The organism is Pedobacter sp. Leaf41, assembly GCF_001422545.1.
GTDB lineage: Bacteria > Bacteroidota > Bacteroidia > Sphingobacteriales > Sphingobacteriaceae > Pedobacter.
In genome coordinates this window covers 35,118-51,910 of sequence record NZ_LMLE01000009.1, presented here as the reverse complement: position 1 = coordinate 51,910, position 16,793 = coordinate 35,118, and the positions used below count along the sequence as shown (strand labels likewise).

The following is a 16,793-nucleotide window of genomic DNA, read 5'->3' as shown; positions in this document are numbered from 1 at the left end:
AGGTTTGTTAGCTGCCTTAGAGGCGATCGTCATTGCTCCATCAGAATTTAGTTAAATAATGTTAACGACTAATCTTTCGAATGCTTTACTCGTCATATTTATGATTAATTTAAACAAACATGAAAAGGTTATTAAATAAAGGAATAGTTATTTTGGCTGCGGTAGCGATGATGACAACTTTGACTGTCGAAAGTGTTTCAGCTCAACGCCCAAGTAGAAGTAGCGGGGGTTCATCAAGTGCTGGAGGCGGTAGGTCAAGCTCCGTTTCACCATCAAGAGGTAGTATATCGAGGCAGCCTTCTATGCAGGCTCCATCAAATAATAGGATGTCGCAGGTTCCAAATAGAGGTTCAAACACGTCAATAGATCTAGGATTTGGTCGCTCCAATTCAGGCAGGCCTGAACGCTCTGGGTATAGTTACAACAGACCAGGTTATAACAGACCAGGATTTCGCCCAGGTGGAAATTACCGGCCGGGTTATGGGTATCGCCCAGGTTTTCGAAGACCATACTATCGACCATATTACAGCTATTATAATTTTTACAGGCCGTTTTTAGGTTTTAGAATTGGCGTTTTACCATATGGTTATTACCCGTTTAATTATGGTCCGAACCAGTTTTATTATTCCGGGGGATTATTTTATCAGCAAAATAATAACCAATATGAAGTAGTAGTACCACCAGTTGGAGCAGAAGTACCAAGCTTGCCACAAGATGCAAACCTGGTCACTATTGATGGGGTAGACTACTATGAATATAAAGGTGTTTACTATACTCAGGGCCAAAATGCAGATGGCGCTACGGTTTATATTGTTGCTGGAAAAGATGGCGTGTTAAATACAACTGATGGCCCGGTTGATACCCATCAAATAGGCGAAATTATTACACAGTTGCCAGATGGATGTAGAGAGGTAACCATTAAAAATGAGAAGTATTTTGTTTCTCCTACCGATGTTTATTACGAAGAAGTTATCGATGGAGATAAGATTTCTTATCGCATCATTGGCAAGTTGTTTTAAACCATTCATGGGATAAAAAATTTAGCCGTTTCAATATTAAATTGGAACGGCTTATTTATTTCATCAAATTCTATACTTTTGCCACCAAAACATTTCGATTTGAAAAAAATATTCTCGAAAATCTCCCTTTTCAATTTTGTTGCTATCCTATTGTTTTCTTCGTGTTCCACAACAAAAAATGTTGTTGATAGAAATAAGGAAAATTCGATTTCATCCCTAAAATTTTTGAGCGAATACATTATGCCGCTTAATGGAACTTTCCAGAATACATTGGTGGGTGGTTTATCCGGTATTGATTATGACACAAAAAACAATCAATATTATCTGATTAGCGACGATCCATCGCAGTTTAGTCCAGCGAGAATTTACACCGCAGAAATTGATATCAAAGAAAGTAAAATAGATACGGTTAGGTTAACAGGAGTTACCTTTATCCTGCAAAAAGATGGAACGCAATATCCGAAATATCAATACGGTAAAAATTCAAAAGCTGATGGAGAGTCGGTTCGCTATAACCCGATAAAACAAACTTTTGTTTGGAGCAACGAGGGCGAACGACTTTACAGAAAAACGGACACAACTATTGTTCAGCCTGCACTAACATTCATTTCTACAACAGGAAAATATGTAGATACCATTCCGCTTCCTGCAGGTTTTCACATCACCAAACAGCATTACGGCGTTCGTAAAAATGCCTTTTTTGAAGGTTTAGCCTATGCAGATAATTTCAAAACTTTATATGCCAGTTTAGAGGAACCCTTATATCAAGACGGTGAGCAGTCGCATTTCGAATTTGATCGAGCCTTAACAAGAATTGTGAAATTTGATGTAGATAAAAAACAAAATACAGCACAATATGCATACAGATTAGATGCTTTGCCAATTAAGCCGACAGCAGAAAGTGATTGGAATTTGAATGGTATTTCTGAAATTCTGACTATAAATAATCATACGCTATTGGTGATGGAAAGAGCGTGGGCAAAAGGACGCGATGATCACTCTTTTGTAAAACTCTATTTGGTTGATTTGGATGGCGCTGAAAATGTAATCAACAACCCATCTTTTATTGCTAATCCGCCTAAACCATTAAATAAAAAACTGCTTTTCGATTTCGATTCTTTGAATATGCATATTGATAATATTGAAGGGATTACTTTTGGGCCGAAATTGCCAAATGGAAATAATACATTAATTTTCTGTGTAGATAACAATTTTGGTAAAGCACAAGTTCAACAATTTTTTTTATTTGAAGTGATCAGGTAATCTGAAAGTCCGTAGGTTAGATTCGAAAATCCGAGGCGGAAGTTAGATGCCAGGCGGAAAAACAATTTTAATCTTTGAAATCTATTAATCTGTGTAATCATCCAGAAGGAAAATCTGGTTGATAAACTTTAAAAAATATGAGTAAAATAAAAGCGCTGCTATTTGATTTAGATGGAACATTAATTGATTCCGAAAAGTTTCACTTTGATTGTTGGAATGAGTTTCTTTCCCCATATCATGTGGTGCTTGATTTCAAGGATTGGCTGAGCAATTATGCTGGTATTCCTTTGCCTCAAAATGCAAAAACGATTATCAGCAAGTATAAAATAGATGCAGATCTGGATGATTTTATAAAGCGAAGAGAGCAACTCACCTTCGATGGATTTAGAACAAAAGATATTGCCCTAATGCCATTTGCACTAGATTTTGTTCAGTATTTTTACGATAAGGGATTTACCCTGGCCGTGGTTACTGCAAGCCCGAAAATAGATGTAGATGCGGTTTTTGCGAGAAATGGATTGGCTAAATATTTTACATTATTTGTCACAAGAACCGATGTAACGAAAAGCAAGCCTGATCCTGAAAGTTACAATATTTGCGTTCAAAAACTGGGGCTCCAGAAAGACGAATGTATTGTATTTGAAGATACTATAAATGGTGTAAAATCGGCAATGGCAGCTGGAATAATGACCTATGCAGTGCAAAATAATGTTAGGGCTCACCAAAAATTAAAAATTGCCGACCAACTATTTTTAAATTTCGCTCACGTGAAAACTTATATCCTGGAGCATGGAATTTTGTAGTGTCTTAAGCTTTTAAACGCAGCGCGTAGTAGCCTAAACCATCTTAAGGCTACACAGATTAAAACAAGGTTAGATATTTCAATATCAATCCTTTTTCATTGTAAAATTGTGCTTTTTCCATTGCAGGTTAGCGCTTTTGACTTTCAGCTTTCCGCCTTTTTCCCTACCTTTGATTAATCAAAATTCTCAAGAAATTATGCAATACGATGTCGTTGTTATCGGTTCAGGGCCGGGCGGTTATGTTGGCGCAATCCGTTGTGCTCAGTTAGGGTTAAAAACTGCCGTTATAGAAAAATACAAAACTTTTGGAGGTACTTGCCTTAACGTTGGTTGTATTCCATCGAAAGCTTTGTTAGATTCTTCAGAGCATTACCACAACGCTGCTCATACTTTTACCACTCATGGTATCGATTTAAAAAACCTGAAAGTAAATATGCCCCAAATGATCGCTCGTAAAGACGATGTTGTTGCACAGAATACTGCCGGGATCACTTATTTATTCAAGAAAAACAAAATTGATTCGTACGAAGGTTTGGGTTCATTTGTAGATAAAAATACTGTTTTAATCACTAAGACAGATGGTTCTACTGAAACATTAACAGCCAAAAACGTAATTATAGCAACGGGTTCAAAACCTACTACGTTACCATTTTTGCCAATTGATAAAAAACGTATCATTACCTCAACTGAGGCTTTAAATATTAAAGAAGTTCCAAAATCGATGGTGGTTATTGGAGGTGGAGTTATTGGTTTAGAATTAGGTTCGGTTTATGCCCGTTTAGGCACAAAAGTTTCTGTGGTTGAATTTTTGCCAACTATTATTGCAACCATGGATGCAAGTTTGGGTAAAGAACTTCAACGTGTATTGAAGAAAAACTTAGGCATGGAATTTTACATGGGCCATAAAGTTACCGGCGCAACCACAAAGGGTAAAACGGTTACGGTAACTGCTGAAAATCCAAAAGGCGAAACTATTTCTTTAGACGCCGATTATTGTATTGTAGCGGTTGGCCGTACAGCTTACACTGAAGGTTTAGGCTTAGATAAAATTGGAATCACTATTGAAGAAAGAGGTAAGAAAGTTCCGGTAAACGAGCATTTAGAAACTTCGGTACCAGGTGTTTATGCCATTGGCGATGTAATTACGGGCGCTATGTTGGCCCACAAAGCAGAAGATGAAGGAATTTATGTAGCTGAAACAATTGCCGGACAAAAACCACACATCAATTATAACCTCATTCCAGGCGTTGTTTATACCTGGCCAGAAGTTGCATCTGTTGGTTTAACAGAAGAGCAATTGAAAGAAAAAGGTACAAAATATAAAGCAGGCTCATTTCCATTTAAAGCAAGCGGACGTGCGAAAGCCAGCATGGATACCGATGGTTTTATCAAGGTTTTGGCTGATGCCGCAACAGATGAAGTTTTAGGTGTACATATGATCGGTCCACGTGCTGCGGATATGATTGCTGAGGCAGTTATTGCAATGGAATTCCGAGCTTCTGCTGAAGATATCGCCCGTACTTGCCACGCTCACCCAACTTATACCGAGGCATTGAAAGAAGCAGCAATGGCTGCAACTGAAAACAGAGCGATACATATTTAATTGTCTTGGTCTGTGTCTTCACAGATCAATGATATAACGAAGCCGATAAGAAATTATCGGCTTTTTTTGTGAAACTGATTTTTTAATTATCGTCATTTTCATTGAAATATGGAGATCTCTCAAAGATTTTTTAAAATTTCGGGCATGCCCCAAGCTACGCAAGGGTCGGGCTATTCGTTCAAATCTTTTTATTGTCCTCCGACGACGCTCAGGATAACAACAAAAAGGATTTCCACTGCTATCCCTCATGCAAAACCCATAGCATATCATACAAAGTTATGCGCCCGTGTATTCGTTCCTTGCGCTAAACGTTATGCTCTGAACTCCAAACCCCAAACTCTAAACTCCAAGCTTCAAACTCCATGCCCTAAGCTCCCTCAATTCCTTAACAAAATGATAACAAGTACCGACTGAAAAACAGCGTTGTTCAAATTTATTTTTGCGGTTCAGATATTAAATAAACCATGAATTGTAAAAAACTTTTCGTTGCCTTATTGGTTGCAACGATTGCTTTAAGCGCCTGTAAAAAAACAACAGAACCGGTAGATACAGGAGAGCCGATTGTGGCCGAAGATATTGCGAGTTTTAAGGAAACAGCCTCAGTAGATTTGGGCGGCGAAACCGCAGCAGAAATCACCGCTTACGATCCTTCAACTAAGAAGCTTTTTGTGGTGAGCAACGACGGTGGTGCTAAAGTTGAGGTATTGGATTTAGCCAGTTATCCTACAGTGACCAAAATAAAAACACTTTTATATGCCAATAACGCAGGGATTAATAGTGTTGCCGTGAGCAATGGCTTATTGGCTATAGCTTTAGATGGAGCAAGTAAGCAAGGCAATGGAGATGTAGCAATATTGAAAACATCAGATTTGTCAGAAGTAAAAAAAGTGACTGTTGGCGCCATGCCCGATATGGTAACATTTAGCCCTGATGGAAACTATATTCTTTCTGCAAATGAAGGCGAACCCAATGATGAATATACTGTAGATCCAATAGGGACGGTATCAGTGATTAATATCAAAGATAATTATTCAGTTAAAACTTTAGATTTCTCAGCTTTCGAATCGCAAAGAGCAACTTTGGTGGCGGGCGGTTTTAGAATATATGGTCCGAAAGCAAGTTTTGCTCAAGATATTGAACCGGAATACATTGCAGTAAGTTCCGATTCGAAGAAAGCTTATGTAACCTTGCAGGAAAATAATGGTGTTGCCGAAGTTGATATCATTGCCGGAACGATTACTAAAATTACTCCGCTAGGAACAAGAGATATAAGCTTGGCCGAAAATGCCTGGGATGTAAGCGACGACGAAAAAAGCGGAAAGAAGATTCAGTTGGAAAACTGGCCAATTAAAGCATTCTATTTACCAGATGCCATTTCGTACTTCAGCACTGGCGGTACATCTTATCTGGCATTAGCGAATGAAGGTGATACGAGAGCATGGAAAGGTTACGATGAAGAAGCAAGAGTGAAAAGTTTAAAGTTAGATCCAACAAAATTTCCTACAGCGGCAACTTTGCAACTAGATGCAAACCTGGGTAGATTAACGGTAACGAAAGCCTTTGGCGATACTGACGGGGATGGAGATTACGATGAACTTTATGCTACTGGCGGAAGAAGCATGAGCATTATTAATGCAAATACGGGTGCACTAATTGCCAACGTAGGTAAAGATTTGGAACAGCGGGTTATCGATGCTGGCAAATACGATGATACCCGATCGGATAACAAAGGAGTGGAAGTTGAAGGTGTTACAGTGGCAGAAGTAAACGGCAAAACCCTGGCTTTTATCGGTATGGAAAGAGTAGATATGATTGCAGTTTATGATGTGAGCACACCATCTGCTCCTAAATTTGTTCAATTGTTTGGTACAGGAGATGCCCCGGAAGGTTTATTATTTGTAAAACCAAAAGATAGTCCGAATGGAAGAAGTTTACTTATTGTTGCCAGCGAGGGCGATGGTGTAGTAAAATTTTTCCAGCCGAATAGAATATAAATATCATTTCTACCAATAATTTAAAACCGCCTTTTTGGCGGTTTTTTTATTTTTAACCGTAGGCTCGAATTAAAATAATTATACCACTTGGTTTTATTAAGTTAAAATGATAAATACATCTTTTAATTGCCATTTGATTTGAGGAACTTTGCAGCCAGATCCCCGGATATTAAAAATCAAGTTTTGGAAGAGAATAGTACGCATCAGGAAGTTTTAAATCAGGCAGAAGTTAAAACCGTTCAAATCCAAAGTTCTCCAAACCGGATTCGGTTAGCGGTTTCATTGTTTTATTTTGGCCAAGGTATTGCATTTGCCTCCTGGGCGAGTAGAATTCCTGATATCAAACACAGCTTAAATTTATCAGATGGCGAACTTGGCAGTATTTTGTTGGCGCTTCCGTTGGGGCAATTGGTTACTATGCCAATTTCAGGTGGGTTGGTAACCAAATATGGCAGTAAAACTATTTTGACCATCACGGCTCCCTTATATGTTTTGGCCTTAAGTAATCTGGGGCTGGCTACGGCTTCCTGGCACTTAGCCGCATTTCTCTTTCTCTTTGGTGTAATAGGAAATATGTGCAATATTGCGGTAAATACACAAGGTTCAGAAGCAGAAAAATTATTTGGTCGCCCTATTATGACATCTTTTCACGGCGCCTGGAGTATTGCAGGTTTCACTGGGGCATTGGTTGGTTTATTAATGGTTAATCTCCATATTGTTCCTTATCATCATTTCTGGATTATTGTCGCTTTAATTTTTATAAACGTATTCTTAAATTATAAACACTTGGTTCCTGGCAAAGGAACGAGAACTGAACGGAAAGGAAAGCTTTTTGTAAAGCCTGAAGGCGTTCTTTTACAGCTAGGAATTATTGGTTTTTGTAGCATGGCCACAGAAGGTGCCATGTTCGATTGGAGCGGGGTTTATTTCAAGGAAATCGTTAAAGCACCATCTTCTTTAGTAATTTTAGGTTACGCTTCTTTTATGGTCATGATGGCCACCGGGAGGTTTGTGGGTGATCGAATTATTGCTAGCCTAGGACGAAAAAAAACCATTCAAATCAGTGGTTTAATTATATCTTCTGGGATGTTTCTTTCTGTATTCCTGCCTTATATTATTCCAGCAACTATCGGTTTTATGTTAGTTGGTATAGGTGTATCGAGTATCGTTCCTACAGTTTACAGCGTTGCCGGCAAAAATGGGAAAATGTCGGCGGGTATGGCTATCGCGATGGTTTCTAGTGTGAGTTACTTAGGCTTTTTGATGGGACCTCCCCTCATTGGTTATATTTCAGCATTGTCCAGCCTTCAATACTCGTATGCCGTAATTGGGGTGTTTGGGTTATTAGTGAGTTTTTTGGTAACAAAGATAAAAGCTATTGAGTAGATCATAGAGTATTTATCTGGTAAACGGTCTTCTTGCCGAATGTCTAATCCTTAGTATTCTAATTTCCTGATCTAGTTTCCTAAATGATATTCTATAGCCGTCAATTTCAACTGCATAGAAACTTCTATCATTATTTCGTTTTAAACGATCTGTTTGGTAAACATCGAAGTTGACTGGTAAAGATCTTATTTATGATAAAATTTGTTTTTCTATCTTGATTGCGTAATCTAAAAGATTGTTGTCTTCCAGGTATTGAATAATATTTAAAAGTTGAATAATTGCAAGTTTATTCCACTTTATTCTCATGTGTTTGAATTACGCCTTTTTGCAAAATATGCTTCCACATCTTCATGTAAAATGAATTCACCTTTAGCAATTTGTGTGTCGGCTTGATTTATCTCCTCATTATATTGATTAGCAAAGTCGCTCTCCATATCATCAGCTTTATCTTCAACTCCCGATTGATACTTATAATTTAAACTTTCTAAAAAAGCAATCAAAACTTTTTCCTCTTGCTGATTTTTTACACTAACAAGTATGCCCATAAATCAAATTTAATGAAAATTAACTGCAATTGATATGCTCTATTCTTTCTTAACGAGATAAAATTCCCTCAACGTAGCGATCGCCAATTCAATCAACCTTAGGTTTTCATATTGATGGCCGTGTTGCACCTCTACATTAATATAAGGAATGCTATTTTGCATGGCGTATACGGAAAGTGATCCATCATTTTCAGCAAATTTCGATTGCAATATCACATTCACATTGGCTTTCTTCAGGCTTGTAAATAATCTTGGTTCAGTTACGTAAAGTAAATCATCTCCATCCATTTCAAAATTTATAAATACAGAATCAGCTGTGCTGGATAAATCATAGCCAGGCAAATAAGAAGAAATGCCAAAACCACCATCAGCATTGTTGTGTAATGTTAAAATGTAGCCAGTTGATTTTGGATCGTAAAAATCAACAATTTGCTTACCCGCATCCAGAATTAGTTTTTCTACCTCGTTAGAGCTAAAATAATCCTTTTTAAGTCTGCTATTTACACCCCGCTGCGTATAAATTGCATTTGGATCTATTCGATATTGATCGTCCATGTGAGTGAAAACATAATCACGTACACCACCGTACTGGCTATCAATTAGCTCCCCACCACTCCAGCGAATATAATCAAAACCAGCCTTTACGCCAGTATCTTCATTATCATGAACCACCAGAAACTTTACTCCATTAGGCTTGTATGAGTATTTAACTAAATTGATATTGAGATCGGCAATTTTAATAAATGATGAATCTGTTGTCATCGCTGGAAAAACAGGGGGATGTTGAGCATTTGCTAACAGTGAAGCGATGATTAAAATGAGAGTTAAAGCAACTTTAAACATATTACTAATATACAATGTTGCCTAATATTTTGTTTGAAAAGTTGGTTTTTGTACTGCTTTTGTACCTAAACGGGATGGAAGTGATATATTTTTAGTGGTACAAACTTAAAAATTGAACTGCCTTTTACTAAAAGATTTAACGAACAGCCCGACTGCACGATCCGATGACAAAGTGAAGCACCTTTCCTAAAAATTATTAGCCAAAAAAAGGTCGCCTTTGGGAGGCGACCTGATTGATTGTTAATGTGGATGAATTAATATTTTAATGACCGTGATCTAAATCATATTCATTTACATCTTTGTGATCGTAAGGCTCAACCATTAAATCATCAATAGTTTGACCCTTTTTATCATAACCAAATTTGTGCAACATATTGTCGAAAATTTGATACATCACAGGTACAACGACCAATGTTAAGAAGAGCGAACTCGTTAAACCACCGATAATAACCCAAGCCAAACCGTTTTTCCAATCGGCACCTGCGCCACTGGCCAACGCGATAGGCAACATACCAATTACCATGGCAATGGTTGTCATCAAAATCGGGCGTAAACGGGCATGGTTAGCTAAGATAAGAGCCTCGTGAGTAGACTTTCCTTGTGCTTTCATTTGGTTGGTAAAATCGACGAGGATAATCGCATTCTTTGCCACCAAACCCATCAGCATAATGAAACCTAAAATAGTGAAGATACCCAATGCGTTATTGGTTAAAGCCAGGGCAAGCAAGGCACCAATCAAGGCTAGCGGTAAAGAGAACATTACTACCAACGGATAAACAAAACTATCGTATAAGGCCACCATGATTAGATAAACCAATACAATCGCTGCAAGTAAGGCAATACCTAAAGTACCAAATCCTTCACTTTGATTTTCTTGGTCACCCGCCCAATAGAAGCTGATTCCGGCTGGTTTTTTCAATTTATCCAGCTCGGTTTGGAAGTTGGTAACAACTGTACCCGTTGGTACACCAACAGTTTGGGCTTTTACCGTTACCGAAGTCGATTTATTTAAACGCTCTAGTAAACTTGGGCCAGAACCTTCTTTAATATCGGCAAACTGCGAAAGCTTGATTTGTTGGCCGGCCTGGTTAGTGAAGATTAGGTTACGAACATCATCAATATCTTTTCTGTCGAAATCTTGATATTGAATGTTGATATCGTACTCATATTCTCCCTGACGAAATTTACCGTCGGTATTACCCGCAAAGGCAGTTTGCATGGTTGCACCTACTGTTTGCAGCGTAAGGCCCAAAGCCGACATTTTATCACGATCTACCTTTACGTTGATCTCTGGCGTTCCTTTTTCTACTGATAATTTAGTTTGTGTAGCTCCAGGAATTTTTGCAAGAACATTTTGTGCCTTTTGTGCAAAAGCTAAAACGCTATCCAACTCAGAACCCATTACCACCAATTGGATTGGTGCATCATCGGCAGTTCCCAAAATACCAATCGGAACGGTTTTAATTTTGGCACCTACCAATACTTTCTCTAATTCGCGGGTGTAAGTAGTGGAAATGATATCCGAAGAAACATTTCCTCTCTCTTCTTTCTCCTTTAATTTTACGTTGATTTCGGATTTATAAGCCGTAGATTGACTTGCGCCCATACCTTCACTCGATTGACCAACCGTAGCAATGGTTTGAATTACATCTTTCTGTTTGCTTAAATAATCCTCAGCTTTTTGCGTGTAGAAGTTGGTTTGTTCCAAAGAAACATCTTTAGGCATTTCTATTTGTAATAAGAACTCGCCTTTATCTGATTTAGGGAAAAACTCAAAACCAATGTATCCACCTGCTAATAAACCACATGATGAGAAGAACAATACCACCATCATGACCAAGGTAAGCGCCTTGTGCTTTAACGTCCATTCCAAAAGATTGGTAATCCACTGGGTAAACTTGCGCAATTGTTTTTCAAACCAAAGGATGAATTTTCCGAAGATATTTTTTCCTTCAATACGTTCTAATTTACCAAAACGAGAGAAAATTAATGGTACGATTGTAAATGATGCTACCAACGAAAGCAATGTTGAAATGATTACCACCACACAGAACTGACGTAAAATGTTGGCCACCATACCGGTACTTACCGCAATCGGGAAGAACACCACCACGATTACAAACGTGATGGAAACTACGGTAAAACCAATTTCACGGGTTGCATCAGAAGCTGCTCTAACCCTGTTTTTACCCATCTCCATGTGGCGCTGAATGTTCTCCAAAACCACAATCGCATCATCGACCAGGATACCTACCACGAGGGATAGACCCAATAACGACATTAAATTCAAGGTATAACCGAATAAAGCAATACCAATAAATGTTGCAATTAACGATGCCGGAATCGAAATCATTACGATTACAGCGTTACGCAAACTGTGTAAGAAGAAAAGCATTACAATTGCTACCAGCACAACAGCAAGCATTAAATCGTGAATTACCGCATCGGCCGATTCTAGCGTATAGACCGAACTATCGTTTACAATTTTAATATCTAAACCAACATTTTTGTAATCGGCTTTAAGTTTTTCGATGGTTTGCTTTGTACCCTCACTTACCGTTACCGCGTTGGCATCACTTTGTTTAATAATTTGAACCGCAATAGAGTTGGCTCGGTTAATACGGGCAATTTTTTCTGTTTCCTTCTGCGTATCCTGAACGTCGGCAATATCACCTAAGCGAATTTGGGCACCATCTTTACTGGTACTCACCACTAGGTTACGCATGTCTTCTACACTGGCGTATTTACCAGATAAACGAACCAAAATGTCTTGCGCTCTTGTTTTAACACTTCCGGTAGGGAAATCTAAGTTAGAAGATAAAATAGCTTGCTGAATTGCAGGAACTGATAAGCCGTAACCTTGCAGTTTTTTTGCATCCATTGCTACTTTAATTTCACGCTCAGAACCACCAATTAAGTTTACCTGTGCCACACCTGGTACACGCGAAATAATTGGTGCAATACGTTTGTCCATCAAATCGTAGAACGAAATATCGTCCATGTTGCCTGATGCAGACATCGTGATTACCGGAAAGTCATCTAAAGAGAACTTACTTAATGATGGTTGTTTTACATCATCCGGTAAATCGGCTAAAATTGCATTTACCTTTCTTTGTGCATCATTTAAGGCAATATCAATCTCCGCTTTATCGGTAAGGGTAATAATTACCACAGATAAACTCTCATAAGAGTTGGCATTGATTTTTTTGATATTTTCCATTGAGGAAACCGCATCCTCAATTTTTTTGGTAACGGTACTTTCTACCTCATTAGGTGAAGCACCAGGGTAGATAGTTGAGATAGATACTACGTTAGAAGAGAACTTTGGTAAAAGTTCGTATCCCAACGAGAAATAACTCAATAAACCCATCAGTGTTAGTGCGGTAAATACCACAATAACCAATGAAGGTCTTTTTATTGATATGTCAGTGATTTTCATTCTTTCTTGGTATTGCGTTTGGCGTACAGCGATTAGCTGGCCGGTTTAGCGCCAAGCGTTTAGGCTCGGAGCTTTCTACTTTTTACTTTCGACGTTTTACTTAATAACCGTAACTGGTGTGCCTTCGTTTAAGTTAATTTGGCCACTGGTAATTACCGTTTCACCTTCTTTTAAGCCATCTATCACCTCTACGTTTTCACCCAAAATACGTCCTGAAACTACTTTACGGGTTTGAGCGGTATTTTTAGCTTTATCTAAAATATATACTTCGTTACTGCTTACGCTACCAACGAAAGCTGTACGCGGTACCAAAATAGCGGGCGCCTGTTTAGGGAATTTAAAAACCGCTGAACCATACATACCGGCTCTTAAACTATTTTTAACATTGTTTGTTACTTCTACTTCGATAGGAAAGTTTAAAGTTTCGTCAGCTTTAGCAGCAATGAAGGTTACTTTACCGGTAAATTTATCCTGTGGAAAAACAGACGATTGTATTTGAACTGCATCGCCGATTTTTAAGTTAGCCACCTGGCTTTCGTTAACGTTTACTTTCAACTTTAACTTTGAAACATCTACCAATTCGAATAATTGAGTGCCTGGTGCTACAACAGCGCCAACTTCGATCATTTTCTTGTTTACGATACCGTTAATTGATGATCTAATGTTAGCATCATTTAACTTACGTTGTTGTTGCTGTAAACGAATTTTAGCATTTTGAGCAGTTAAACGTGCCTGATCTACCTGCTGTTGAGTTACACCACCTGTTTTGAAAGAGCTTTCATAACGTTGTAAGTCTTTCTGTGCATTTTGATAAGTAGCTTCGGCAGTTTCTCTATCCGTATTTAAAATCTCAGCATCAATTCTAGCCAATACTGTTCCTTTGCTTACACGACTACCTTCTTCTACAAAAATTTTGCTTACACGACCAGAGTTTTCAGCCATGAAGTTTAATTCTTGATTAGCCGCAAAAGTACCATTCACCGTAAAATCCAGGTTAATTTCTTTACGCTCAACTGTAGCGGTTTTAACAGCAACAGCGCCGCTGCCCTTCGCGATAAATGCTGTCGTTTCTTCTGCCTTTTTCTTGTTGTTTGTTAAAACATAAGCAATTGCGCCAAGGGCAACAATAACTACAACAATGATGATAATTATTCTTTTCATTTTTATTGTACTAGCGATTTAATATTTCCGTTTGATTTTATTAATTGTATTTCGGCTATTTTATAGTTTAATAAAGCCTGGGTATAACTGTTTTGAGATGATGTAAGTGAATTTTCTGTGTCCAATAAATCAGTTAAAGAAGCCAACCCGTTGTTATAGTTATTTTGAGTGCTTTTGTAAATCTCTTGAGCCAACTCTACGTTTTTACGTTGTGAATTAATGGTATTCAAGTTGTTGCGAAGTTGAATTTTAGCATTTTCGTAGGCCAGGTTCAGCGAGTTTACTGATTCCTTTCTGTCTTCCTTGGCTTTCAAAATTTCAACATTTGCCTGGCGAACTTTTGAACGCGTTAAAAAACCGTTAAAAATTGGAACACGTAAAGTTAAACCTATCGCCGATGCTCCGTAGCCAATAGCTGCAGCATTCGAGCTTAAAAAATCGAATCCATCACTCTGACTAGAATAAGTGTAGTTGCCTGTTAACGCCAACGATGGATAATATTCTGCCAGGTAAGCTTTACGCTGTAAGCTAAGTAGTTTATCTTGCGTGTTGAGTAATCTAACCTCTGTTCTATTTGCCAAATCAACTGAATCAGTAAAAACCGGCAACTGTGTAACCTGTGTTAACTCAGTTACTGGTAATTGGATAGGTGTGCTTACCGGCATCCCCATAGAAAATTTTAGCTGGTTTTCCAATTGAACAATCGCGTTAACCACTTGCTCTCTTTGAGTATTTAAGTTGGTTAAATTTACGCTGATCCGGTCTACGTCGATTTTTCGTGCCAAACCATTTTTAAACTGGTTAGAGATTACTTTCTCAACTGTTTTAACATTTTTGATGTTGGTATCCAGTACATTTAATTGCTGTCTGTTCACCAAAACCTGATAATAGTTATTGGCAACCAATTCAATTATTTGTTCTTCGGTTAACTGTGAGGTGAGGTTGTAATATTCTTCGCTGGAGCGTGCCGCTTGCAAACCTGTAAAAACCTGTTGATTAAACAATTGTTGCGAAAGCTGTACGCCAGCATTAGAATTCCAGTTTTGTCCTAACTTAATAGCTTGTGCCTGACCGCCAAAATCGGCGACCAATTGCCCAATGATTGGATTGTAAGTTAAGCCAGCAGTACCAGTAAGTTGAGGTAAAGCCTGTGCCCTTACTTCTTGTACCTTATATCGTCCACCTTCAATGTCGAGTTTCGATTTGCGAACACGGGCATTGTTTTGAAGCGCATAGGTTAGCGCATCTTTTAAGGTAACTTGCTGTTGTGCAGTTACCAGTTCAGGTAAAGCCATGCCTATTAACAGGATGAGCATTAATTTTACCATTTTTACTCTAAGCATAATATATTGATTTTGTTTTTTGGGTTCTTATTTTTAGTATCAAGTAGTTGGTATCAAGTATCAAGACGTGATGACAATTGCAAATGTTTAGCACTGGAAATACTTGTTCTTTACTCCTTGATCCTTGCTCTTTACTCCTTACTCTTTTTGTTCCTAGCACTTCAATCCTTTTGTGAAAATTGAAGAAAGATCTTTCTGCTTTTGGCTCATCTTATTTAATGCTTTCTTATCAGGGAAAATATCTTTAGCCGTTTCCATTACGCACATGGTGGTTAAACCCATCAAGCTTTCTAAGTATAGCTCTGCAATATGAGCTACGTCTTCATGGTCTATTTCACCTTTTTCTTTTGCACTGCCGAAAACCTTTGCGAAAAAATCTTTTTCAATATCTTTTAATTCATTAAGCTTGGTTTTAATCGATTCGTCGTTTAATAAATCTGGAACACCTTCCGCAATCTTTAACATGTAATATTTTTGGAAAAAGGTATTTCTAACATCTATTGTATTTACCAGTATGGTCTCTAATCCCAGTTCGGGATTGTACTTCTTTTGTATGGCCTCAAAAAATTCGTTAAAAATCTTCTCTATCACGCCAAGAATTAAGTGTTTCTTATCTGGGAAATAATAATAAAGAGAGGGTTTGGAAACCGAAAGGTCATCAGCAATATCGTTCATAGTGGTTTTTCCAATACCGAAATGACTAAATCTTTTTATAGCGCCCTCAATAATCTGTTCTCTCTTTTTATCAGCTACAATCATCTTACTTTTCTACTTTCTGACTTTTTTAATATTTTAGTCAAAAATAGACCAATAATTTTAAATGTTAATCATCTGATTAAAAATTGAATGTTATGTTACAATGTTATGACACTTAAAAGCATTTTTAAATGGTTTATTAGATAATTTGCAACTCTTAGATAAACTTTAGAAATGAATGTATTTTTAAGCATCGTGATCGTAATTTCTACCATCGTCGTAATGGAATGCGTTTCCTGGTGCATACATAAATATCTATTTCATGGTCCGCTATGGTTTATGCATAAAAGTCATCATGAAAAATCACATTCATTTTTCGAATGGAACGATTTATTTGCCTTGCTTTTTGCGGGTCTGTCACTTTATTTAATGTTTATTGATAAAGATGTTTTTGGTTATCGTTTCTTCATTGGATTAGGAATTAGTGTATACGGCGTAATCTATTTTATCATTCACGACTGGTTTGTACATAGAAGATTTAAAACGTTTAAGAGTGATAATGGCTATTTAAAAGCAGTGAGAAAAGCGCATAAAATTCATCACAAAAATCAAGGCAAGGAGAAAAGTAGAGCCTTTGGGTTATTGTTTGTGCGGAAGGATTTGTTAAATAGCTGATAAATTCTGGCAAGGTGCTTATT

At 37.7% G+C, this 16,793-nt stretch carries 13 protein-coding genes; 7 read left to right on the top strand and 6 right to left on the bottom strand.

The window, feature by feature from the left end; genetic code table 11:
- The first annotated feature begins 119 nt into the window (after positions 1-119).
- The 6 genes from ASE92_RS15040 (at position 120) to ASE92_RS15010 (ending at position 8,068) form a co-directional block, all read left to right on the top strand.
- A complete protein-coding gene (locus ASE92_RS15040) occupies positions 120-1,019 on the top strand; it encodes a DUF6515 family protein (RefSeq protein ID WP_056850945.1) in 900 nt (299 codons plus the stop codon).
- Between the two features lie 225 nt (positions 1,020-1,244).
- Positions 1,245-2,282, top strand: coding sequence for an esterase-like activity of phytase family protein (locus tag ASE92_RS15030; protein WP_157255760.1), 1,038 nt, complete (start codon positions 1,245-1,247; stop codon positions 2,280-2,282).
- 137 nt (positions 2,283-2,419) lie between these two features.
- Positions 2,420-3,085, top strand: a complete 666-nt coding sequence (locus ASE92_RS15025; protein WP_056850942.1) for an HAD family phosphatase — start codon at positions 2,420-2,422, stop codon at positions 3,083-3,085.
- Between the two features lie 196 nt (positions 3,086-3,281).
- A complete protein-coding gene (gene lpdA / locus ASE92_RS15020; RefSeq protein WP_056850941.1) occupies positions 3,282-4,688 on the top strand; it encodes a dihydrolipoyl dehydrogenase in 1,407 nt (468 codons plus the stop codon).
- A 464-nt stretch (positions 4,689-5,152) separates the two neighbouring features.
- Positions 5,153-6,682, top strand: coding sequence for a choice-of-anchor I family protein (locus ASE92_RS15015; protein ID WP_056850940.1), 1,530 nt, complete (start codon positions 5,153-5,155; stop codon positions 6,680-6,682).
- 183 nt (positions 6,683-6,865) lie between these two features.
- Complete coding sequence (locus tag ASE92_RS15010) at positions 6,866-8,068, top strand: MFS transporter (RefSeq protein WP_056851206.1); 1,203 nt, start codon at positions 6,866-6,868, stop codon at positions 8,066-8,068.
- 302 nt (positions 8,069-8,370) lie between these two features.
- On the opposite strand, the gene ASE92_RS15005 is transcribed toward ASE92_RS15010, so the two are convergent.
- The 6 genes from ASE92_RS15005 to ASE92_RS14980 form a co-directional block, all read right to left on the bottom strand.
- The gene (locus ASE92_RS15005; protein WP_056850939.1) at positions 8,371-8,613 is read right to left on the bottom strand and encodes a hypothetical protein; all 243 of its coding nucleotides are present in this window, start codon (positions 8,611-8,613) and stop codon (positions 8,371-8,373) included.
- Between the two features lie 39 nt (positions 8,614-8,652).
- The gene (locus ASE92_RS15000) at positions 8,653-9,471 is read right to left on the bottom strand and encodes a hypothetical protein (RefSeq protein WP_235527374.1); all 819 of its coding nucleotides are present in this window, start codon (positions 9,469-9,471) and stop codon (positions 8,653-8,655) included.
- A 247-nt stretch (positions 9,472-9,718) separates the two neighbouring features.
- A complete protein-coding gene (locus ASE92_RS14995) occupies positions 9,719-12,895 on the bottom strand; it encodes an efflux RND transporter permease subunit (protein WP_056850937.1) in 3,177 nt (1,058 codons plus the stop codon).
- A 96-nt stretch (positions 12,896-12,991) separates the two neighbouring features.
- On the bottom strand, positions 12,992-14,056 hold the full coding sequence (locus ASE92_RS14990; RefSeq protein WP_056850936.1) for an efflux RND transporter periplasmic adaptor subunit: 1,065 nt from the start codon (positions 14,054-14,056) through the stop codon (positions 12,992-12,994).
- A 2-nt stretch (positions 14,057-14,058) separates the two neighbouring features.
- Positions 14,059-15,399 carry a TolC family protein gene (locus ASE92_RS14985; RefSeq protein ID WP_056850935.1) on the bottom strand — a complete coding sequence of 447 codons (1,341 nt, stop codon included), beginning with the start codon at positions 15,397-15,399 and terminating at the stop codon, positions 14,059-14,061.
- A 153-nt stretch (positions 15,400-15,552) separates the two neighbouring features.
- Positions 15,553-16,158: a TetR/AcrR family transcriptional regulator gene (locus tag ASE92_RS14980; protein ID WP_056850934.1), complete on the bottom strand. Its 606-nt coding sequence runs from the start codon at positions 16,156-16,158 to the stop codon at positions 15,553-15,555.
- A 171-nt stretch (positions 16,159-16,329) separates the two neighbouring features.
- On the opposite strand from ASE92_RS14980, the gene ASE92_RS14975 reads away from it, so the two are divergent.
- On the top strand, positions 16,330-16,770 hold the full coding sequence (locus ASE92_RS14975; protein ID WP_056850933.1) for a sterol desaturase family protein: 441 nt from the start codon (positions 16,330-16,332) through the stop codon (positions 16,768-16,770).
- The last annotated feature ends 23 nt before the right edge of the window (positions 16,771-16,793 follow it).